The following is a 19,270-nucleotide window of genomic DNA, read 5'->3' on the forward strand; positions in this document are numbered from 1 at the left end:
TCGTCGCATGCCCGGGATTCCAGAAGCGCTTAAATCAAGGATGCAGAAGCAAGGCTACCACTTTGCAGGCAGGCATTCTGCCGTGAAGATATGCGAATACACGTCAAAGGGCATGCGTGGCGGAATCCTGTGCTACAAGCACGCTTTCTACGGGATAGAGAGCTGGAGATGCATGCAGGCAACGCCAGCCATAGGCTGCGACCTCGGATGCAGGTTCTGCTGGCGCATCATACCAGAGGAAATGGGGATAAACTGGAATGAGCTCAATGCAGTTGACAGCTGGGACGATCCCGAATTTATAGTCGACAAGATGATTGAGGAGCAGCGCAGGATAGTGAGCGGCTACAGATCCATGGCAGATACCCCGCTCAAGCAGAAGCGCTGGGAAGAGGCCAATGCGCCAAAGCACGTGGCGATAAGCCTTACGGGAGAACCTACCTTCTATCCGAAGCTCAGCGCCCTCATTGCTGCATTCCACAGGCGTGGCATAAGCACGTTCCTTGTAACAAACGGAACGCTTCCCGAAGCGATAGCGAAACTGGACCCGTTGCCGACGCAGCTCTACATATCATTGCAGGCACCGGACGAGCAAAGCTACGACAACGTGGTCAGGCCAAAGATAAAGAACACATGGGAGCGCTTCACAGAATCGCTGCGCATGCTTGGCAACCTAAAGACAAGGACCGTGCTGCGCATGACGCTTGTGAAGGGCCTGAACATGCATAATCCCGAGGGCTATGCCAGCCTGATAGGCATGGCCAAGCCAAATTATGTAGAGGTGAAGGGCTTCTCGTTCGTAGGCGGCTCAAGGGGCCCAGCACGCGGCCTGTCTTTGCAGAGCATGCCTACGCATACCGAGATCAAGGAGTTTGCGGCGCGCTTGTCTTCGCTTACAGGCTATGCCTATACAGCGGAGCACATGCCTAGCCGGGTTGTGCTCCTGTCCCGCGACGAAGAATCCGCGAAAAATAGAATAATAGACTTTACGGCTATCCGCTAGCCCGAAGTTTCAAGTTTTTACCCTTCTGCCGTTTATAAACTATATGCTTCTCAGTGCCGCACACCATGCACTTGTAGGCTGCATAGCCCTTGCTGCTGGCGAGCACCACGCTGGCGGTGAGCCCTGGTACTAACACGGAGTTGCATTTGCTGCACAATACGTTGCGCATATCCCTGCCTAGGCCTATCCTGTAATGCGCGCTTATGCTGCGCAGCAACACGACATACTCGCGCGAAAGTTCCGGCCTGTCGCGCAGATTCCTCCTTGCCAAGTCGAAAAGTATGGATATGCGCTGCCGCGCTATCTCCTTCACGAGAGCCTTCGAAGAACCCTTCACATGACCATGCCCTTACTTTACCCCTATGCGCGAGAGCATCTCATCCATGCCGCGCTCGACTCCAGAGCCGTTCCTTATGGTTATTATGTTGCTGGCGAACTCTACCTCGTTCTCTGTCGGAACGCCATGGAACAGCACGACCAGTCTCTTCGTTTCTTCGTCAGATGGCGTTGATATTCCCTTGCCCTTTATGATGTTGGCTCTCGCCACTATCTTCACTGAGTTGTCTATTGCTGCTATGTATTTCTTTGCAGCGTCGAACTGCATCATCAGGTCGAGAAGGGGTCTGAACTCGTACAGCTTGTAGGAGTCTATGCCCGCCCCATCCACGAGCACTATGCCATCATAGTCCTGGGCCGACACCATGCCGGTGTTTATGTCCGGCTTGACCGTTTCGCCGTGCCTGCCTATGCACGTACCCTTGCTGTAGCTCGTTATCTTGTACGGCACCCTCCATCTGTCGAAAAAGAGCTTCACCATATTCAATGTCTCGTCCCTGAAGTCCTTCGGCGGCAGGAATACCAGAAACGTCATTCTATCACCAATAGTTGCCAGGCAAAATATTTAAGCAATGCAGTTATATGATGCGCGAGATCCTTGCCAGCTTGTGGCCCTTGGCCTTCAGCTCTATCTCGTAGAACCTGCCGAATGAGAGCGTCTGTACTGCGAATTTCCTGTCAACGAGCCTGCTGCCAAGCATGCCGAGCATCTTCTGCGCGGCCTGCGGGCTGGAGAGTTCGCCGAACATGTGCGCAAATGGGTTCAATACAACAGAATACACGCCCAGCTGTGCGGCTATCGACTGTATTTCATTCACCGCTCTGTCAACAGTGTCAACCATCTTTGGCTCATCAGATTTCTCGAAGCTCACGAAGATCAGCAGGGCCTCTCCGCTCTCTATGGGTTTGCCCTCCTCAAGAAGAGATGACCTGCCGCCTTCTGTAGGAATCGCCTTGAACCGTTCGACGTGCCAGCACATGAATCGCACGCCACTCACCATACTAATGCTCAGCTCTCCATGTAAGGAGCCAGGAAGTATGCCACCTGCGCGTCGCCTATCTTGTAATTCACCATTATAGGCTCGTCGTTCTTCAGGGACATCTCAATCGGGGAATTGGACGGGCACGCGCTCACTATGCGCTCCAGGTACTCAAGGTTGAACGTGGCTGAAGACGGCTTTGACACTTCAAGCTTCTTTATCATGTCGGCCTCGTTCAGGTGCTCCTCCTCAAGCTCTCCCGCGTCGCCCTTGGCCACCACCATGAACGACTCCTTTGCTGTCCTGAAGCCAATGTACGTGGAAAGCAGGTTGGCGTCCTTGAGGATCTCCTTGAAGGCGTCGCTCTTCACCGTTACATGCGACTCGAACTCCACCTTCGGCTCCTTATCTACGTCCTTCTTTACGTCTATCATAGGGAGCTTGTAGCGCCTCCTGCTCTTCTCGCCGATGAACTCTATCTGTAGCTTGTTGCCAGAATCCTTCATCAGCAGCTGCTCCCCTGCACGGGCGCTTGCCAGTATCTTGCTGAAATTGTCCAGGTTCAGGCCAACGTTGGCCTGCTTATCAGAGTCGTACTTTGAGAAGGCCTTGTTGGGTATCGAGAACGACACCATGCTTATGCCGGAAGGATCCATGGCCTTGAGTGAAATACCCTCCTTTGCTATGGCGAACGAGCCCTCGTCAACTAAGCTGACTATCGAGTCAACGCAGTTCTTCCAATACCGTGCATCGTCAATCTTAATCTCGAACATCTACACACCCACAATTAGTATTATTAATGCTCTATAAAGAAATAAAAACGTATGCAAACCTGGTATTGTCTATAAACTCGTCAACTGAATAGGTGTGTGCAGGCAAACAGAATAAGAGACATATTCCACAGGACCGCATCGATCACCTATGCCAGGCAGGGCAAAGAGAAGCAAAAAGGGCCCTAGCCGGGATTTCCGCGATGCTCGTGTCGGACCCGGCCTTTAAGGTCCACAGCCTTACGTGCGGCCGCTACACCACTAGAGCCATACAAACAAGTAGGGTTTGCTTGTAAAGATATTTAAAGCGAGCCTGTAACGCCGCTAACTAATCCCCGCATTGGGAATGCGCGTGCGCACGCACACAAAACCTAATAAATGGTGCATCTCCATAAGTAACGACTGGTGCTCTGATGTCTGCAGACAAAGATGACGCAGATGATATCGGCGGATGGCTGCGTGACATAAAGGGCACGCAGTCCTTCCTTCCCGACGAGCAGATAATCAGGGAATACATAGCCGATGTCCTTAAAAGGCATTTCAGGCTGTACGGCTACAGACCCATTGAAACATCGATACTTGACTTCTACGACATAGCCGCGAGCAAGTATGCTGGCGGCGCTGAGATACTCAAGGAGACGTACAGGCTCAAGGACCAGGGTGGCCGCGACCTGGTTCTGCGCTATGAGCTTACCTTCAAGCTGGCCAAGCTAATAGGCATGAATCCAAACATGCGCCTGCCATTCAAGCGCTATGAGATTGGCAAGATATTTCGTGACGGGCCGGTCAACACCGGCAGGCTAAGGGAGTTCACCCAATGCGACGTGGACGTAGTTGGGACCAAGAGCCCGCTTGCAGACGCAGAGCTCATCTCGCTCGCGTTTGAGGTGTTCAAAGACTTCGGGATAGACGTATACATAGAGTTCAACAGCAGGAACCTGCTGTTCGGCATATTCGAGCATGCCGGCATACCTGAAGGCAAGCGCGCCGACGCGGCGTTGAGCGTGGACAAGCTTATGAAGGTGGGGGAAAGCGGGGTAAGGAAGGAGCTTGCCGAGAAGGGGATAAGCAAGGAATCCATCGATGCAACGTTCAAGCTGATGGGCAGAGCAGGCTCTGAAGCATCAAACGAGGAGAAGCTTGATTACATTGCGCGTGAGGCCGACAATGACTCTGCCAAAGCAGGCGTATCGGAGCTCAAGGAGATGCTCGGATTCTGCTCCATGCTGCATACCGCTGGCGATCTCAGGCTGACGCCAACGCTTGCGCGGGGCCTTGGCTACTATACTGGCATAATGTACGAGGTGTATGCCGCGGACGGCACCATGAAGAGCACGCTTGCGGCAGGAGGCCGCTGGGACAGGATGGTCGGCGACTTCCTAAAGTCCAGCAAGGAATATCCAGCTACTGGCATATCGTTCGGCCTGGATACCATCTATGCCGCCCTTCAGGATACGAAGGCCAAGGTACCGGGCTATTCAGCGCACAAAGTGCCCGTGCTCCTCATAATCCCCATCGACACGATGGAAGAGAGCCTCAAGATACTGCAGCAGGCGAGATCCGCAGGCGTTAGCGCCGACCTGCTTCCGGAGAAAAAGCTGAATAAGGCGCTCGAATACGCGAACAGCGAGTCGATACCCTATACTATGGTGGTCGGCAAGAAAGAGCTCGAACTCGGAACGGTAAAGCTTCGGGACATGCAGACGGGCAAAGAACGTGAGATAAGTTTGTCGGCGCTTAAGAGTTCGCTGACGATGCTGAAGGGCTACGGAGAGCATCTTGTTAATGGTGCTTGACTGGTATTAGCTTTGCAGCCATTTTCACATCAGAAACTTTTATCTCTTCTATATATGGGAAATCCTTCCTGACAATATTTTCAAGTGTCCTGGCAAGCCCCGCAGCTGCGTTTTTGGCCTCATTTTCAGTTATCCTGTTCTGCGTCTCCTCAACATAAACCGCGAGCGTTTTATTGGCATTGAATCTGTCCAAGTACCTGATTGCAAATGTCATTCCGCTCTTGCTGTCGCTGAAAAGTGCCCCATCGATCTTTTTGTCTTCAATAAACTTGTTTATATTTCTGGTAAAAAAGTCTTCTGAACCCCTAAGTGCCATCATTCTCGGGGTCTGAAGTATGAGCTGGGCAGCTGCAGTATACTTGCGCTGCCAGATACTGCCCTCCACTGTTACATATTCTCTTATCGTTGCTGTTTTCTCTGGATCGGCGTACTTCTCCATGACACCCCCATACTGCATAATGTAACAAGATATTTATAATTTACAGAAACTCCAAGGCGGAAAGCAATGGGGCTGCCGAGATTTGAACTCGGGTATCCAGCGCCCGAGGCTGGAAGTCTGCCAGGTTAGCGTACAGCCCCGCAAGTGTAGTATTGCGCGCCAGCTTTTAAAAATGCCTATGCGGCTGGCGTGCGCAAGCTTTTTGTATCTGCGATGAGATGTAATGGCATGGATGCATCGGAAAGCCTTGATTTTGCCTACAAGTACCCGTTTTCGCAAGAAGCAAAGGCAGTGGTCGACAAACTGGGCATTTCCAGGCTGGAGCCCCGGTACCTGGCCCTTGGCGCGGAGAGGGTTCAGGCCGCGCTTGACGAAGAAGTCAAAAAGCACATCGGCGCATCGTTCTTCAGCATATCGATAGACGGCATAAAGCAGGGCGACATACTGAGCTACGTGGCATCAAGGATGATAGTCAGCGCCATATCAGACCGCACAGTCATAGAAAGCTTCGTGAACAGCGAGGCAAGGCGATCAGAGGAAGCGCTCCGTTCCGACACCTCGCAGAATGCAATGCGCCTATCAACCGAGCTGGGCATCAGAGTCCAGAATTCAGACGGAGAGTTCATGATGAAGTTCTCAGACTTCCTGCAGAACGCACCCCGCGTCGAAGAGCACTCCCTTGTAAATCAGAAGCTTTCAATGGGATACGTTATAGTGAGTTATGAAGCAATGATTGCGCTTATCAGCGAGGCGATGCGTCGCGCAATACGTGCCGGTCTGCCAATACCAAAGAAAGAGCTTCCGCCATATGCACTCGACTTCGCCAAATCAGTGCGCCTTACTGTAAAGGCGAAACCACTCGCGCCCGGCACTAAGGGTATAAACTGGATAGAGAGGCTTCTTGCGACCCCGATACCAGACGTGCGGCACAGGACGGTCAACCTAATACTGGCGCCATACATGATCAACATCAAAGGGATGGATGTAGAGAGTGCCACAAAAGTCATAATGGAGTACATAGAGCGGTGCAAAGCCGTTAACCCTGACACCCGCATAACAGAGAAGTACGTCAGGTACCAGTGCGAATACGCCAAACGCAAGGGGATGAAGCCGCTTAAGCTTGTCAATGCGCGCGACCTTCTCGGCAGCATTGTAGAGCTCGGCGCATATGGTCCAGAAGCTGGCAAGGGCAGGCCCGAAAGCAAGGCAAGCAGGTGACACTATTCCAGAAATCAGGGTTCTATGCGATATATGCGGTAAAAGGTTCGCGGAGCACGTATGCAAGCTATGCGGCCGAAGGGTGTGCAGCGAGCATTTCGATAACAAGGCCGGGCTGTGCACTGTTTGCGAGCGTGGGAAGTACGCACATCAGGCTCGCCCAGCAGGAAAATAAGCGATTGCACCTATATGCTGAAGACGCCTTCTTGTTACCTCTTCCTTAATGCCAAGAACGCGGCAACAACTATTACAATCACTACAACCACTGCAGCAATCTCATAGCCAGTGTAATTCTGGCCTGTGGATGTAACTGGGCTTGCCGATTTTATAGTTGATGTCGGGGCTGAAGATGCGGCAGCCGTAGTTGGTGCGCTTGTACTGGCAGTAGTGTTGCTTATCGTTGGGCTTGCAGCCGGAGACGGCACTATCACCATCACTGTTGCGGTATTGGTCGACGGGTCATCGCCGGTGGCATTAAGCTCCACCATATAAGTGCCGCCCACTGTGCTGCTGCTTGCAGATATCGTCAATGTGCCCGAATAGGTAGGATCTCCGTATGTGGTGCTTGGCTGTGCAGTTATGCCATCTGCTGCCAATTGGTTCTTGTTTGCTACATTTGTCGTGGTTCCCCAGGTATTGCCGCTTACTAGCGTAACCGTGTAGCCGACAAGCACGCTGTGCCCCGGATGAACCGTAACGCTCGCGTTAGTTACCGATACGGTAGAAGTGCCATATCCGTATTGCGCCGAAGCCAATGGTATCATTGCAATTGCCATCGCAGCGAGAACAAATACAAACGTGTTTCTCATCAAACCACCAACAACTATACCAAAATATAGCTGTTATATCTGGTTTCACTACATACAAATAAATAGATATCCGGGCGGCGTTTTACCCGCTTGAAACAAAAGTGCCAAACAGCAACATGCTTTCCCGGCCGAAACCAGTACACACATATCGTGGGCAGGCTTAGCTTCCGAGTTCGGAATGGGATCGGGCGTTTCCCTGCCCCTATTGCCGTTTGGCAGGTATTAATTGCGTCAATCACCTATAAAAAGCTTGCTCGGGTAGGTATTGTCGCATAATCGGTGCCTTGAGATGGATTGTCGCATTCGGTGCTTAGACATCTGGTGTTTGGAAGCCCACGAATTTATTCGTGGGAGGATGTCACCATACGTGATTGGAATCTAATTTAAATAATGTGATGTTTGCCAGGGTTTTCATGTGATTGCATGCCCTAAAGCAACCGATAAATTGCTTTCCTTCGATACATGAATGGTAGCATGCCGGTCGAAACGAAGGTAATAAAGATAGAAAAGGCCCCTGACACCCAGCTGATAGTCGGGCATGCAGGCTTCATAAAGACGCCAGAAGACCTTTACGAGGCTCTTGTCAATGCTGTCCCTGGCATAGAGGCAGGCATAGCATTTGTCGAGGCGAGCGGCCCATGCTTGGTGCGCACGGAAGGCAATTCACGCGAGTTGGAGGAGCAGGCAGGCAAGGCAGCGCTGGAAATAGCCGCAGGCCACACGTTCGTGATATTCTTCAGGAAGGCTTATCCCATAAACGTGAAGGAGAGCATAGCAAGGGTGCCTGAAGTCGCCAGGATATACTGCGCCACCGCGAATCCGGTGCAGCTGATAGTTGCCGATACTCCTGATGGCAGGGCTGTGCTTGGCGCAGTCGATGGCAGCAGCGCAAAAGGCATCGAGAATGCAGACGACAAGAGCGTCAGGCGCGATTTCCTAAGGAAGCTGGGCTACAAGCTAAAGTAACAACTAACCAGTTAGAAAAGGAAAAGAAAAAGAAAAATAAAATTAGGCGTTCAGCCCTTATAGGTCAAGCCTAGTATGCTGCCTATCAAGCCGAGTATGAAGCCGATTACGAAGCCGCCAAAGGCGCCAAGGCTTATTATCGAGAACACGAGCGCGATAATAGACCAGGTCTTGACCTTGCTCACATTAGTATTGTACAGCATAACAGATGCGAGTATCATTATTATGCCCGATACTATGCCAAGCACTCCGCCTATAGCACCCAAGGCTCCAAGGCCGAATATCCCTGTGAGCGCCGCGCCCAATACCCCTTCCATGATTCCTCCTATCAGGACAAATATCCCTCCTAGCAAGACAAGGACAAATGCCGCAGTAGGTTTGTTTCCGGTTGCCATTCTTGACCACCGAGCTAAAATATCAGTGAAGTAATAAAAAGCTGCTGCTGTGCGCCGATTTGCTAGATTGGATGTGCAGTAACAACGAAATCAAACATTGATAACGCAGTAGCGCATCAGCAATCTCTCCAGCTTCATATTCCAATGTGTTGAGCTTGCTCCTGCCGCAGCGCAGATTCGCTGCCAAGATAGAGTTAAATTCGTTGCATGCCAACCATTAGTGATGCACGAACGCATGGTTAAGCCTCCGGCCCTGCGCCCAGGCAGCACGATAAAGATAATCGCGCCGTCGAGCATGATGACATCGATGGCCGGCCTGTCGAGCGCCGTGCAGTTCCTTCAGGGCAATGGCTTCAAGGTCAGCCTTTCGAAGAGCATGACCAAGGAATCGACTACCAGGTTTCTCACAGCGGGCGACCACGTCCGCAAGACGGAGCTTGAGAACGCTTTCAAGAGCGACGAAATAGACGGAATAATGGCCCTGCGCGGAGGCGCGGGCTCCATAGACATACTATCCAGGATAGACTACGACGTTGTGAGGGATCACCCGAAGGTATTCGTGGGGGCCAGCGACATAACGCTGCTCCAGCTCGCTTTCCTGCGCAAGGCGCACATGGTCTCGTTTCAGGGGCCAATGCTAGTTGATCTTACGGATTCTGATTCTACCTTCAGGCAGTACAACTGGTCGGTGCTGTCCGATATGGTGAGCACCGGCAATGCGCTCAAGCTCAGGGCCCCAAACGAGAGCAGCTGGTCCAGGACCGTGAATGAGGGCAAGGCGAGGGGCACGCTCCAGGGCGGCAACCTGTCGGTCTACGCCCTTGTTGCAAACACCGCATATATGCCAGACCCTACAGACAGCATACTCTTCTTCGAGGACGTCAATGTCGAGCCATGGATGGTCGACAATCTGCTCTCGTCGCTGGTGCTGAAGGGCATAATACAGAAAGCGAACGGCCTGTTCTTCGGCGAGTTCCCTAACTACACGCTATCCGATGCCCTCCTGTCCCAGGCGGTCTCTCCCTATCTTTCGAAGAACCTGTTTGTCGAGGACTACATAAAGGCCACTCTAAACAGCGTCATATCTGACATGCTCATCAGCAAGGCACCAGGCAAGCCCTCTTTCATAGAGTTCTCATGCTGCCACGGCAACTATATAACCACGATGCCACTCGGCACTCGCGTGGAGATAGATGCAGAGGAACGCTCCGTGCAGATGCTCGAGAGTGCGGTCGACTAGTGGTTTAATGGAGCGCATGGAGCTCGGCAGGACCGGCGAACTAATACCAAAGATCGGCATAGGCACCTGGAAGATGCCCAACGACTCGAAGGAATGCGAGAGCGCGATACGCGCTGCGATAGACAGTGGCATGGACCTCATCGACACCGCAGAAATGTACGCAAACGAAGAGATGGCCGGACGAGCGATAAATGGTAGAAATGCATTCGTAGTCACGAAAGTATCGCCGCACCATTTCCATGCAATCGACGTTGAGAAGGCATGCGATGCCAGCCTGAGGAGGCTCGGAGTCAAAAGCATAGACTTGTATCTGCTCCACTGGCCCAACGCCAGCATACCTATAAGCGAGACGATGAGAGCCATGGAAGGCCTTGTAAAGGCAGGCAAGGTCAGGCACATAGGTGTGAGCAACTTCTCTGTAGAGGAGATGGTGGAGGCACAGGCTGCGCTGAAACAGGAGGAGATAGCTGCAAATCAGATGGAATACAGCGTATACGTACGCTCCATAGAGGACGGGCTGCTCGAATTCTGCCAGAAAGAGCACATCACGGTCATGGCATACAGCCCCCTTGCCAGAGGTTCGATACCAAATGCATCCAAGACAAGCATACAGGAAGCGCTTGAAGAGCTGGCGAATAAGCACAAAAAGACGCCCGTGCAGGTCGCGCTCAACTATCTTATATCCCATGTCGGGGTAATGGCCATACCGAAGGCGAGCAGCATGGCGCACGTGAAGGAGAATGCAGGCGCAGCAGGCTGGCATCTCACGCAGAGAGAGATGTTAGAGATAAGCAGCCTCGGGAATCTCCAGAGGCCTATGGTCCATGGTGCTGTAAAGTGGCTGGCCAAGAACATGTCTGCATGGTCTTCTATAATGGAAAGGATCGAGAGGTCCAGGCGCTCGGGTCCAGATTAGCTACGCATGGCAAAAATCAGCGGGCTTGCGCCCTTACGAATACCTTTACAGGCGTATCCATGACGTCGAATTCCTTGGCCTGCTGGCCTTCGGGAATTCCATTGACCACGTTCTTGGCATTTAGGCTTGCAGCCAGCCTTTTGGTGCTCCGCTGCAGCAGCCCAGCTAGCTGCGCGCTCGTGTCATAATAAAGTTCTATCCTGTCGATGCGCTTCAGTCCGAGCTCCTTGCGCATCAGCTGCACGTTGCGCTCGAACTCCCTCAGCGTCGCATCCTCTACCACCGCTTCGTCTCTTGCAGTGTCGACGTATGCCTTGCCGTACTTGAACAGCACGGCATCAGATTCCTCGGCACGTTTCTCTGTGGCGAAGTGCTCCGGCCCTATGGTGAACGTGCCTGCGCCTGTGTGCAGCGCAAAGTGCCCATGTGACTCAATTTCCGAGCGTAGCTCTGCGGCATCGGCCTTCCGCAGGGCGTCAGCCACCGCGTTCGCATTCTCCTTGAAGTCGGGACCGAGCTTCTTGAAAACAGGAATTACAGCCTCGCTCAAGCCCTCTACCTCTTTCACCACAAGCTTGTTCGAGTTCGTATAATCCTCTATCAATCCTGACAGCTTCTGTGCAGTTGCGAATGCATCTTCGCTGCTCAGCTCCAGCGTTGCGCTGACAACTGGCCACCTGAGCCTTATGCCGGCCTTCTCCCTGCTGTTGAGGAGCGCCGTTATCGATTCTGTCGCTACATCAAAATCCTTCTCGAGCTCCTTGCCTATGAGCCCCTGCCTTGCCTTGGGCCAGCGCTCCATGAACACGCTCTCCTTGTAGTGGTAAAGGCGCAGGTATATGCTTTCCATGTTCATTGGGGCAAGCGGTGCCATGGCCAATATGAGGTTGAAGAGCGCGTAGTTCACTATGTCGAGCGTCTTCCTGGCCCTGCCTTTTGCGCTGCCGACTATCTTCTTCTTAGCTATCTTCAGGTAAAACCTGCTAAGGTCATTGACCGCAAAATCGACGATTGCGTTGACGCTCTTGTGCGTTTCGTATCCGTCGAAGCCCTCTGTGGCCTCTGCGATCGCGCTGTTGAGCCTTGATACGATCCAAGCGTCCTCGGGGTCCAGGCCCTCCAGGTTCCTCGGGGTTTTAACCCTCTTCGGAGTGTAGCCTACCACACTGGCATACTCGTTTATCATGTTGGCCATGTTATGCATCAGCATAAGCACTCCCTGCATCTCCTCTATGCCTGTTTCTGAAAATTTTATGTTCTCGTGCGTGACAAACCTTGTAAGATAGAGTCGCACCGCATCGACCGGATACTTGCCAATCAGGTCCTTGGCCCCGACATAGTTATGCTTGCTCTTATGCATGGCAAAGCCCTTGCTGTCCGTGACCCACCCATGCAGCATTATTGTGTTGAAAGGGGTCTTGTTGTAGGCAGCAACGCCGGTCTTCATTAGTGTCGCAAACCATCCGCGTATCTGGTCAGGCCCCTCTGTCACAAAGCTCTTGCCGTACATCGCCGTGAACTCATCGCTGCTGAGGCTGGCAGTGTGGGCCACACCAGAATCGTACCACACGTCGAATATGTCCGGCACCCTGTGCATCGTGCCCCCACACTTCCCGCACTTGAACGTTATCTCATCTATGAAGGGTTTATGCAGGTCCTCTTCAGTGCGGTGCACCTTCCTACCCTCGCCTTGCTCAAGCTCATCCAAGGAGCCAATTACTTTTCTGTTACCACATGAATCACACACCCATATTGGCATAGGTATGCCCCAGTACCTCTGCCTGCTTACCACCCAGTCTGGCGCATCCCTTATGCTGTCCAGGAACATGCGCTTAAGTTCAGGCGGATGCCACTCAATCCGGTCGCACTCCCTGATTATGCGCTTCTTCATCTTAGCCACGTTTACGAACCACTGCTCTGTAGGCAGGTAGACGAGCTTCTCGTGGCACCTCCAGCAGTGCGGGTAGCTGTGCGTCAGCTGTGTCTTGGCCAGCAGGGCGCCATTAGCCTCGAGGTCCTTCTCGACCTCACGGTTGGCGTCGTGTATGAGGGCCACGCCAGCGTACTTGCCTGCATCGACCGTGTATTTGCCGTCGGTGCCCACTAGCGACAGCATTGGCGCTCGCAGCGATTTGGCAAGAGCGAAGTCCTCTGGGCCGTATGCAGGCGCAACGTGCAGCAGGCCGGAGCCTTCCGCCATGCTCACCAGCTCCTCTGACATGACCACCTTGTGGTACTTCCTGAAGCCCTTCTGCCTAGGGACTTCCTTCTCGAGCGGATTGGTGTAATAGATGCCGTCGAGTTCCGAGCCGAGGAACTCGCTGAGCACTATGGGTGAGAGGCCGAAATCCTTCGCTATGGCGTCGAGCCTGTCCTTCGCGACTATCATCTCCCTGCCATTGATGCTCGCCCTCACGTACATGGCCGTTGGATTGACTGCCACAAGCATGTTGCCCGGTATTGTCCATGGGGTAGTGGTCCAAGCGAGAAGGTACGCCCCGCCACCAAGCTCTATCTTCGGCTTCGAGAGCTCCTTGTTGACCTTGTAAAGCACGTATATTGAAGGATCCGTGTCGTCCTCTTCCTCGACCTCAGGGCCCTTCGCAAGCACTGTGCCGCAGTGCACGCAGTACGGCATCACCTGTGTGCCCCTGTAAACGAGCTTCTTGTCGTATATCTTCTTGAACACACCAAAGCTCTTCTCTATGTAATCAGGTGCAGCCGGTATGTAGGCGTTGGCGAAGTCCATCCATACTCCGTAGCGCATTGCTACCTCGATCTGATCCTTCATGTAGGTCCTGTAGGCCGCAGTGCAGGCCTTTACGAATTCCCCCACGCCAATTCCCGTCTCGATCTCACGTTTCGACTTTATGCCAAGGTCGCGCTCGACGCGGTTTTCGGTAGGCAATCCATGCACGTCGAAGCCAGCCCTGTCGAAGACGTTCCTGCCATTCATGCGCCAGAAGCGCAGTATCGCGTCCTTCCTGGAATAGCCCCGTGCATGGCCGAGGTGCAGCTCCCCGTTGGCGTATGGCGGCCCCTCAAGGAAGAAGTAGGGCTTGCCCTCCTTGTTGAACGTGTTGACGCGCTCCCGCGTATGCTCGCGCTCCCACTTCGCGAGCGATTCCTCTTCAGACTTTATCAGGTCAGGAGCGAGCATTTTTGCACCATTCCGGGCTGTATCTGTAGATTTGCGCCGCCTGCTTATAAATATTGTGTGTTAGCTGCGTTTACGCACAATTTATTTCTCGCGCCAGCCAGACATGCGCATCGCGATTGCAAAGTAGACAAGCGTTTCTATCGCAAGGACCGGCAACGCATACCAAGCAAACGGCGAGAGCCCGAAAAGCCACTGGCTGAACATCGCGGCGGGCGTGACCGGCGACACCATGAGTACGTAAAGAGCCCACTTGGGCAATATCGTGTAAGGATAGAAGCTCGGCGGTATGGTGGTCAGCACCACGCTCACTATGGCCATGACTCCCCACAGGTTGCGCACGTGCCTTATCAGGCCGGTTATCACGATCGATATGGCCATCACGGCGATGAGTAGCACGAACATAACGCCTATGAAGGCCAGGAAGGGTAATGCAGAGAAGATGCCAAGGTATAAACCTATCAGCACGTATAGCGCAATGCCAGGAAGTGATGTGGCGAGGTAGCTGAAGGCAAGGCCGAAATTGTAATCGAACGGCGAGAGCCGTGTAGCGACGAAAAGGTCCTGTATCCTGAGCTGTATGCGCTGGAATGCCGCGTCAGCGCTTCCATAGACTGCATTCGATGAGACTATGGTGAGAAATCCTCCTATAACCGCGAAGTCGATGAGTCTGCCGGCTGAGAATATGGTGATTAAGAAGAGGAATACTAGCGGGTACATGAGCGATGATACAACGTACGAGATGCCCCTTGGTATGCTGTTTATACCGTAGTACCAGGTAAATGCACCTATGAACTTAAGATTCAAGCTCCACACCTCTTATCACAAACAGGTCCTCAAGCGTTATCGGCTTTATGGTGTAACTATGCTCGACGTAGCGTTCGGCCTCATGCTCCCTAATATACATTATCTTCGTGTTGCCTATGGTGTACTTGCCTCCCACATTAGCAGCAGTCGTTTCGGCCCGCACCATGCCGTTGAACCTCTTGAGCAAGCTCTTCATCGTGCCGTGGCCTATAACCTCCCCGTTGTCAACCATCGCTATCTCGTCAGATAGCTCTGCTGCCTCCTCCATGTAGTGCGTGGTGAGCACCAAGGTGCCCTTGAGCATCTTCACCGCGCTCCACACCTCCAGTCTCGAGAGCGGGTCAAGACCAGTAGTTGGTTCGTCAAGGAAAACTACGTCTGCGTTTGCCGCGAGTGCCATCGCAACGAATATCTTGCGCTTCATGCCACCAGAGAGCTCGTCCGACGGCGTGTTTCTTGCATCGTAAAGCTCAAGCGTCCTGAGCGCGTCTTCCGCGTCCCTGGCTGCCTGCCGCACGGTCGAGCCCCTGGCTATGAGATACGTCTTGAGGTGTTCCATAGGCGTCAGGAACCCCATCGGGCTGGCTTCCTGCGGTATGCTGACCAGCTTCTTTCTCAGGGCCTCGGCATCTTTCACCACGTCCAGGCCATCGACGGTCGCCCTGCCAGAACTCGGAAGGAGCTGCGTCGACAGTATGCGCATGAGCGTTGTCTTGCCGGCGCCGTTCCTGCCTATTACGGTAGTTATTTGCTTGTCAAAGCTCAGACTGACGCCCTTGAGCGCTACGGTGCCGTCCTTGTAGCGCTTTCTCAGCCTGACTATGTCTATCACAATAATACCCGACAACTAAGAAAGACAAGGTAGATTTGCAAGCAAAAGTCTAAAGCCCCTGCTCCTGCAATGGTGCTGCAGGGCTTGCAGTCACTTCCCGCTTGCAGGCCTCTTCACGAGAACCATGACATACTGCCCCAGCTTGTCGTATGCGCTCTCGAGCTTGTCCATTTTGACGTGCTCGGGAAGCTTCACCTCCCTGTTATGGACAAGCCCGATCAGCAGGTTCTCATGTCCTTTTATCAGACCGGCTACCCTATCTTCATGCTTCATCACACCACCGCTATACATAAGTATAGCAATAATTTATAATAGGCGCTCAATTGAAAGGAAATGCGATTTTCAAGCCCTATCAATGTATTTGGGCATTGCTGCAATGGCAAGTATACGCGGATATCATAGGCAATGTGGGGCGCGATTTAAGTATTTACAGATATTTACACCGAACAGCAACGCTTAATAATCTATCTGCAGAATGGATTTCATACGTTTAGTGACGTAGTACTTTTTGTAACACCATACAGTGAACACATGAATCCCCTTACATGGCTCCTGACAAAGGGCAAAAGAAAGCACTATCTTGACGAGGTCAATGCATCACTTGCCGCCAGACATGCGGGACCGAGGCCCCGTGGCCTAACGCAGATCGGCAGCGACGTTGCTATAGTGAACGACAAGGAAGACATGTGGCGCATAGTGCCAAGGGAGCAGGCAGACGATTACATCCACTCTGTCAGGGACCAGGAACAGAGAACCGCCAAGCTCTAATCTATTTTCTCTTTCTGACCCTATACCCCAATAGCCAGCCTGCCCAGATAAGCTTAAATATCTCTTCCGGCTGAGCGCTCCATGCGGGCTGTAGGGGTGTTACTATTCCAGGCATGCTGAAATACAAGGAGCGATACACAGATGAGCAGCAGCGCATCTTAGCTCCGTATTTTACCAGCATCTACGGCAATGTCTTTGTTCTGCGCGACTCCTTGTCGCAGACCACCAAGGCTGCACTGTTCGGTAGGTATTCGCGCTCCTCAAAGAGTATGAGGACGCTTTTCCTCGACGAATTCGTTAGGGATCCAAATACTGGAGAATACCACGGAGGACTGCAAGATCACATAGATGCCCTTGAAAAGGCTTCGAAGTTCAAGGTTGGCGGGCCTAGGTCGGAGGCCTTCTTCAGGCGGGTGTTTTCCGAGTACGGTGACGACTCTGTGATAGACTCGGCATCGGCCCACATCGCGCTCGAGGGAGTCGATCAGGTCGAGGCAAAGTACATAGAAGACGGCAGGCTCGCTGGCTACATAGAGAAATCTACGCGGTTCGTTGACTTCACTGGCAGGTATAAAATCGACAATGAGGGCTACATAGCAGGCAAGAGTGATAATGGCAGCTATCTCTACAAAGAATACCCGGAAATAATGGCCTCTAGCCTAGGCAATGCCTACAGGCAGACGATGGACCTGCTTTTCTCGACGGTGAAGACCCTGCAGGAGCCGGTTGCCGACGAACTGCGCAAAAGGTACCCGCTGGATGGCTTTCCATTCAAGATAAGCATAAACGGAAAGGAGCAGGAGGTCCTGTTCTCCGAGATAGAGCACATAAACGGCATAGACATAGAAGCCGAGAAAAGGAAGGCAACTAAGGCATACAATTCGTCAGTGAAGGCAGCATCTTTTGATGTAGTGCGTGTTCTGCTTCCAATGTCGACCATGACGAATATCGGCTGGCATTCCTCATACAGAACCGCTGACCATTCTCTTGTGAAGATGCTCTCTTACGATTATCCTCCAATACTGGAAACCGCAGATTCCGTCTACAACGAGCTTGCGAAGGAAAACGAACCGCTGATAAGCAGGGTGAAGGACAGGCACGGGACTGAAGAGATAAAGTTCCTAAAGCAAAGAGATTCATGGCTACGCATACTCGCCAGCAGGATGGATAATAACCCTACTAATGACAAGGAAGACGGCCCGGACGTCAGGCTTTTCCACAATGACACCCAAAGGGACGCGCTAGTCAGGGTGGCTGCAGCTACATTATACCCTTACACGAACCTGAGAATGAGACAGATAATGGCTAGGCTTAAGTCAGCAGACCGAGCTTCTGATATAAGGGCCATAACAACAACCAACCACGACAATGCAATTGGTCATCAAGAGCGCATGGCAGAGCTTCCTGATCTTCAGAATGGTCTGCTAGATTCACGGGCAGTGATAAGGACAGCTTCGGCAGGCCGGAGCAACAGGCGCCACAAGCCGCCAAGATCGTTCGAGCTGGCAAACTATGATGTGGAACTAGTCGGAAACATAGGTATATTCCGCGACCTGCAGCGCAACCGGTTCACCCTGCAAACCAGGCAGCGTTTCGGCATATCGAACGGCTATGATACGCCGAGGCTCTTGATTGACATAGGCCTTGATGGCAAGTTCAAGGACGCTATAGAAGCCGTGCAGAGCTTGTACAAGGACGTGCTCACAACTGCGCCCAAATACGCAGAGGCATGCGTAACTCTCGCACACAGAGTCAGATGGATAGCGAGCGCCGATTTGCGCCAGTTCATCTGGATGCTGGAGCTAAGGACCGGCCCGCAGGGGCATCCCGATTACAGAAAGCTGATGCAGAAGACTTACCAACTGCTGCGCAGCGAGCAACCTTCGCTTGTCAACCGCATTACCATGAAGTTCGTAGACTCGGACGATTACCCGCTCGGCAGGCTGGCTGCGCTGCACAGGACTGAAGGCAAGCTCGAAAAACTAGGTTGAATGGCGATTTTATGGCTTACATAATGATAGAGGGTCCCGAAGGCGCAGGTAAAACAGAAGGGGCTGCACGTCTGTTCGCTGGAATCAAGTCTGCAGGCTACGATGTGATGGTAAATCATGAGCCAGGGAACGGTACGCTTGGCACGCTGGTGAGGGCGACCCTGAGCGGCATAAAAAAACACGATTATGAAAGGCTGAAGTCCTTTATCCGGGACGGAAGCGAAATTGAACTTCTCCTGGATCACCTAACAAGCAATGAATACCGCGGCCCCAAAGTAATTGACACTATTAAGAGCGACTATTCCACAATAAAAGGGCTCATACACGATGATACTGTTTTCGACAAGTTGCTAGAATCCATGTCTGCCGCAAATAAGATAGATGTAGAGTCATTGCAGCTCCTTTTCACAGCTGTAAGGAGCGAGGACATGAAGAGGCTAAAGCCCTTTCTGGAACGCAGGGACATGGCGGTTATATCGGACCGTGGGTACCCATCCACAATAACATATGCGGAGAGCTCAGGTCCAAACAAGGCGTACGCAGATTTCCTTAAGCTAATAAATTCCAGATTCCCGAAACCAGACAAGCTATTCATACTTTATGCACCTCCTGAAATCCTGCTGAAGCGGGTTCAGCAGCGGGGCGGCATAGAGGAAAGGTTCGACAAACTGGAATCCATCAGAAACATAAGCGACAGCTACAGACGCAATTTCCCAGATGCATTCTACATTGATGCATCGCAGAGCCGCGAGAAGGTTTACGAGGAGCTTTTCAACGAGACGATGCGTGTGCTCAATAAGCTGGGCGTCAGTCCAGTATATAAAACGGCCGATTGACCAAAGTCACAAAA

At 52.5% G+C, this 19,270-nt stretch carries 20 protein-coding genes, 2 tRNA genes and 1 rRNA gene; 9 read left to right on the top strand and 14 right to left on the bottom strand.

All coding sequences use genetic code 11. The features are described 5' to 3' along the window. Nucleotides 1-7 precede the first annotated feature (7 nt). Complete coding sequence (gene twy1, locus M1158_02775) at nt 8-1,000, top strand: 4-demethylwyosine synthase TYW1 (GenBank protein MCL5100019.1); 993 nt, start codon at nt 8-10, stop codon at nt 998-1,000. Here the strand turns inward: twy1 and M1158_02780 are convergent. The 5 genes from M1158_02780 to M1158_02800 all read right to left on the bottom strand — a co-directional run bounded on the left by M1158_02780 (nt 990) and on the right by M1158_02800 (nt 3,354). Then, nucleotides 990-1,337, bottom strand: coding sequence for a hypothetical protein (locus M1158_02780; protein MCL5100020.1), 348 nt, complete (start codon nt 1,335-1,337; stop codon nt 990-992). The two genes, twy1 and M1158_02780, sit on opposite strands and share 11 nt — an antisense overlap. Nucleotides 1,338-1,349: 12 nt before the next feature. Beyond that, nucleotides 1,350-1,871, bottom strand: a complete 522-nt coding sequence (locus tag M1158_02785) for a DJ-1/PfpI family protein (GenBank protein ID MCL5100021.1) — start codon at nt 1,869-1,871, stop codon at nt 1,350-1,352. A gap of 43 nt (nt 1,872-1,914) precedes the next feature. Then, nucleotides 1,915-2,337 carry a hypothetical protein gene (locus tag M1158_02790; GenBank protein MCL5100022.1) on the bottom strand — a complete coding sequence of 141 codons (423 nt, stop codon included), beginning with the start codon at nt 2,335-2,337 and terminating at the stop codon, nt 1,915-1,917. An 8-nt stretch (nt 2,338-2,345) separates the two neighbouring features. Next, a complete protein-coding gene (gene pcn, locus M1158_02795) occupies nt 2,346-3,089 on the bottom strand; it encodes a proliferating cell nuclear antigen (pcna) (protein MCL5100023.1) in 744 nt (247 codons plus the stop codon). Nucleotides 3,090-3,267: 178 nt separating this feature from the next. After that, a tRNA-His gene (locus M1158_02800) sits at nt 3,268-3,354 on the bottom strand. Between the two features lie 145 nt (nt 3,355-3,499). On the opposite strand from M1158_02800, the gene hisS reads away from it, so the two are divergent. Then, entirely contained in the window at nt 3,500-4,882 is a 1,383-nt protein-coding gene (gene hisS, locus M1158_02805; GenBank protein MCL5100024.1) for a histidine--tRNA ligase, read from the top strand. Here hisS and M1158_02810 read toward each other — a convergent pair. Then, nucleotides 4,869-5,321 carry a hypothetical protein gene (locus M1158_02810; GenBank protein MCL5100025.1) on the bottom strand — a complete coding sequence of 151 codons (453 nt, stop codon included), beginning with the start codon at nt 5,319-5,321 and terminating at the stop codon, nt 4,869-4,871. The genes hisS and M1158_02810 overlap by 14 nt on opposite strands. A gap of 67 nt (nt 5,322-5,388) precedes the next feature. Further along, nucleotides 5,389-5,461: transfer RNA gene (locus M1158_02815), tRNA-Pro, on the bottom strand. An 88-nt stretch (nt 5,462-5,549) separates the two neighbouring features. Here M1158_02815 and priX point away from each other — a divergent pair. Further along, nucleotides 5,550-6,539, top strand: coding sequence for a DNA primase noncatalytic subunit PriX (gene priX, locus M1158_02820; protein ID MCL5100026.1), 990 nt, complete (start codon nt 5,550-5,552; stop codon nt 6,537-6,539). A gap of 209 nt (nt 6,540-6,748) precedes the next feature. Here priX and M1158_02825 read toward each other — a convergent pair whose 3' ends face one another. Further along, on the bottom strand, nt 6,749-7,348 hold the full coding sequence (locus M1158_02825; protein ID MCL5100027.1) for a hypothetical protein: 600 nt from the start codon (nt 7,346-7,348) through the stop codon (nt 6,749-6,751). A gap of 103 nt (nt 7,349-7,451) precedes the next feature. Then, nucleotides 7,452-7,564: ribosomal RNA gene (rrf, locus tag M1158_02830) — 5S ribosomal RNA — on the bottom strand. Nucleotides 7,565-7,822: 258 nt separating this feature from the next. On the opposite strand from rrf, the gene M1158_02835 reads away from it, so the two are divergent. Continuing rightward, complete coding sequence (locus M1158_02835) at nt 7,823-8,314, top strand: adenosine-specific kinase (protein ID MCL5100028.1); 492 nt, start codon at nt 7,823-7,825, stop codon at nt 8,312-8,314. Nucleotides 8,315-8,364: 50 nt separating this feature from the next. Here the strand turns inward: M1158_02835 and M1158_02840 are convergent, their stop codons facing one another. After that, a complete protein-coding gene (locus M1158_02840; protein ID MCL5100029.1) occupies nt 8,365-8,709 on the bottom strand; it encodes a hypothetical protein in 345 nt (114 codons plus the stop codon). 223 nt (nt 8,710-8,932) lie between these two features. On the opposite strand from M1158_02840, the gene M1158_02845 reads away from it, so the two are divergent. Together M1158_02845 and M1158_02850 are read left to right on the top strand one after the other, a co-directional pair. Next, nucleotides 8,933-9,949 carry an LD-carboxypeptidase gene (locus tag M1158_02845; protein ID MCL5100030.1) on the top strand — a complete coding sequence of 339 codons (1,017 nt, stop codon included), beginning with the start codon at nt 8,933-8,935 and terminating at the stop codon, nt 9,947-9,949. 7 nt (nt 9,950-9,956) lie between these two features. Continuing rightward, a complete protein-coding gene (locus M1158_02850) occupies nt 9,957-10,865 on the top strand; it encodes an aldo/keto reductase (protein MCL5100031.1) in 909 nt (302 codons plus the stop codon). A 16-nt stretch (nt 10,866-10,881) separates the two neighbouring features. Here M1158_02850 and ileS read toward each other — a convergent pair whose 3' ends face one another. The 4 genes from ileS to M1158_02870 form a co-directional block, all read right to left on the bottom strand. Continuing rightward, nucleotides 10,882-14,025: an isoleucine--tRNA ligase gene (gene ileS, locus M1158_02855; GenBank protein MCL5100032.1), complete on the bottom strand. Its 3,144-nt coding sequence runs from the start codon at nt 14,023-14,025 to the stop codon at nt 10,882-10,884. An 81-nt stretch (nt 14,026-14,106) separates the two neighbouring features. Continuing rightward, nucleotides 14,107-14,829 (bottom strand): ABC transporter permease, encoded by a 723-nt coding sequence (locus M1158_02860; GenBank protein MCL5100033.1) that lies wholly within the window; start codon nt 14,827-14,829, stop codon nt 14,107-14,109. Beyond that, nucleotides 14,819-15,661, bottom strand: coding sequence for an ABC transporter ATP-binding protein (locus tag M1158_02865; GenBank protein MCL5100034.1), 843 nt, complete (start codon nt 15,659-15,661; stop codon nt 14,819-14,821). The genes M1158_02860 and M1158_02865 overlap by 11 nt, the downstream gene beginning before the upstream one ends. A gap of 90 nt (nt 15,662-15,751) precedes the next feature. After that, nucleotides 15,752-15,934: a hypothetical protein gene (locus M1158_02870; GenBank protein ID MCL5100035.1), complete on the bottom strand. Its 183-nt coding sequence runs from the start codon at nt 15,932-15,934 to the stop codon at nt 15,752-15,754. Nucleotides 15,935-16,192: 258 nt separating this feature from the next. On the opposite strand from M1158_02870, the gene M1158_02875 reads away from it, so the two are divergent. The 3 genes from M1158_02875 (at nt 16,193) to M1158_02885 (ending at nt 19,256) form a co-directional block, all read left to right on the top strand. After that, complete coding sequence (locus M1158_02875; protein ID MCL5100036.1) at nt 16,193-16,429, top strand: hypothetical protein; 237 nt, start codon at nt 16,193-16,195, stop codon at nt 16,427-16,429. A 113-nt stretch (nt 16,430-16,542) separates the two neighbouring features. Continuing rightward, the gene (locus M1158_02880; protein MCL5100037.1) at nt 16,543-18,420 is read left to right on the top strand and encodes an FAD-dependent thymidylate synthase; all 1,878 of its coding nucleotides are present in this window, start codon (nt 16,543-16,545) and stop codon (nt 18,418-18,420) included. Between the two features lie 11 nt (nt 18,421-18,431). Then, entirely contained in the window at nt 18,432-19,256 is an 825-nt protein-coding gene (locus M1158_02885; protein MCL5100038.1) for a thymidylate kinase, read from the top strand. The last annotated feature ends 14 nt before the right edge of the window (nt 19,257-19,270 follow it).

It is taken from the genome of Candidatus Marsarchaeota archaeon (assembly GCA_023473665.1).
Lineage (GTDB): Archaea > Micrarchaeota > Micrarchaeia > Micrarchaeales > Micrarchaeaceae > JAMCYM01.

What these genes read in the sequence shown, in the direction of transcription:
- twy1 (MCL5100019.1), top strand. Translation starts at nt 8, where the DNA reads ATGCCCGGGATTCCAGAAGCGCTTAAATCAAGGATGCAGAAGCAAGGC.
- M1158_02785 (MCL5100021.1), bottom strand. Translation starts at nt 1,871, where the DNA reads ATGACGTTTCTGGTATTCCTGCCGCCGAAGGACTTCAGGGACGAGACA.
- M1158_02790 (MCL5100022.1), bottom strand. Translation starts at nt 2,337, where the DNA reads ATGGTGAGTGGCGTGCGATTCATGTGCTGGCACGTCGAACGGTTCAAG.
- pcn (MCL5100023.1), bottom strand. Translation starts at nt 3,089, where the DNA reads ATGTTCGAGATTAAGATTGACGATGCACGGTATTGGAAGAACTGCGTT.
- hisS (MCL5100024.1), top strand. Translation starts at nt 3,500, where the DNA reads ATGTCTGCAGACAAAGATGACGCAGATGATATCGGCGGATGGCTGCGT.
- M1158_02810 (MCL5100025.1), bottom strand. Translation starts at nt 5,321, where the DNA reads ATGGAGAAGTACGCCGATCCAGAGAAAACAGCAACGATAAGAGAATAT.
- priX (MCL5100026.1), top strand. Translation starts at nt 5,550, where the DNA reads ATGGATGCATCGGAAAGCCTTGATTTTGCCTACAAGTACCCGTTTTCG.
- M1158_02825 (MCL5100027.1), bottom strand. Translation starts at nt 7,348, where the DNA reads ATGAGAAACACGTTTGTATTTGTTCTCGCTGCGATGGCAATTGCAATG.
- M1158_02835 (MCL5100028.1), top strand. Translation starts at nt 7,823, where the DNA reads ATGCCGGTCGAAACGAAGGTAATAAAGATAGAAAAGGCCCCTGACACC.
- M1158_02840 (MCL5100029.1), bottom strand. Translation starts at nt 8,709, where the DNA reads ATGGCAACCGGAAACAAACCTACTGCGGCATTTGTCCTTGTCTTGCTA.
- M1158_02845 (MCL5100030.1), top strand. Translation starts at nt 8,933, where the DNA reads ATGCACGAACGCATGGTTAAGCCTCCGGCCCTGCGCCCAGGCAGCACG.
- M1158_02850 (MCL5100031.1), top strand. Translation starts at nt 9,957, where the DNA reads ATGGAGCGCATGGAGCTCGGCAGGACCGGCGAACTAATACCAAAGATC.
- ileS (MCL5100032.1), bottom strand. Translation starts at nt 14,025, where the DNA reads ATGCTCGCTCCTGACCTGATAAAGTCTGAAGAGGAATCGCTCGCGAAG.
- M1158_02870 (MCL5100035.1), bottom strand. Translation starts at nt 15,934, where the DNA reads ATGAAGCATGAAGATAGGGTAGCCGGTCTGATAAAAGGACATGAGAAC.
- M1158_02875 (MCL5100036.1), top strand. Translation starts at nt 16,193, where the DNA reads ATGAATCCCCTTACATGGCTCCTGACAAAGGGCAAAAGAAAGCACTAT.
- M1158_02880 (MCL5100037.1), top strand. Translation starts at nt 16,543, where the DNA reads ATGCTGAAATACAAGGAGCGATACACAGATGAGCAGCAGCGCATCTTA.
- M1158_02885 (MCL5100038.1), top strand. Translation starts at nt 18,432, where the DNA reads ATGGCTTACATAATGATAGAGGGTCCCGAAGGCGCAGGTAAAACAGAA.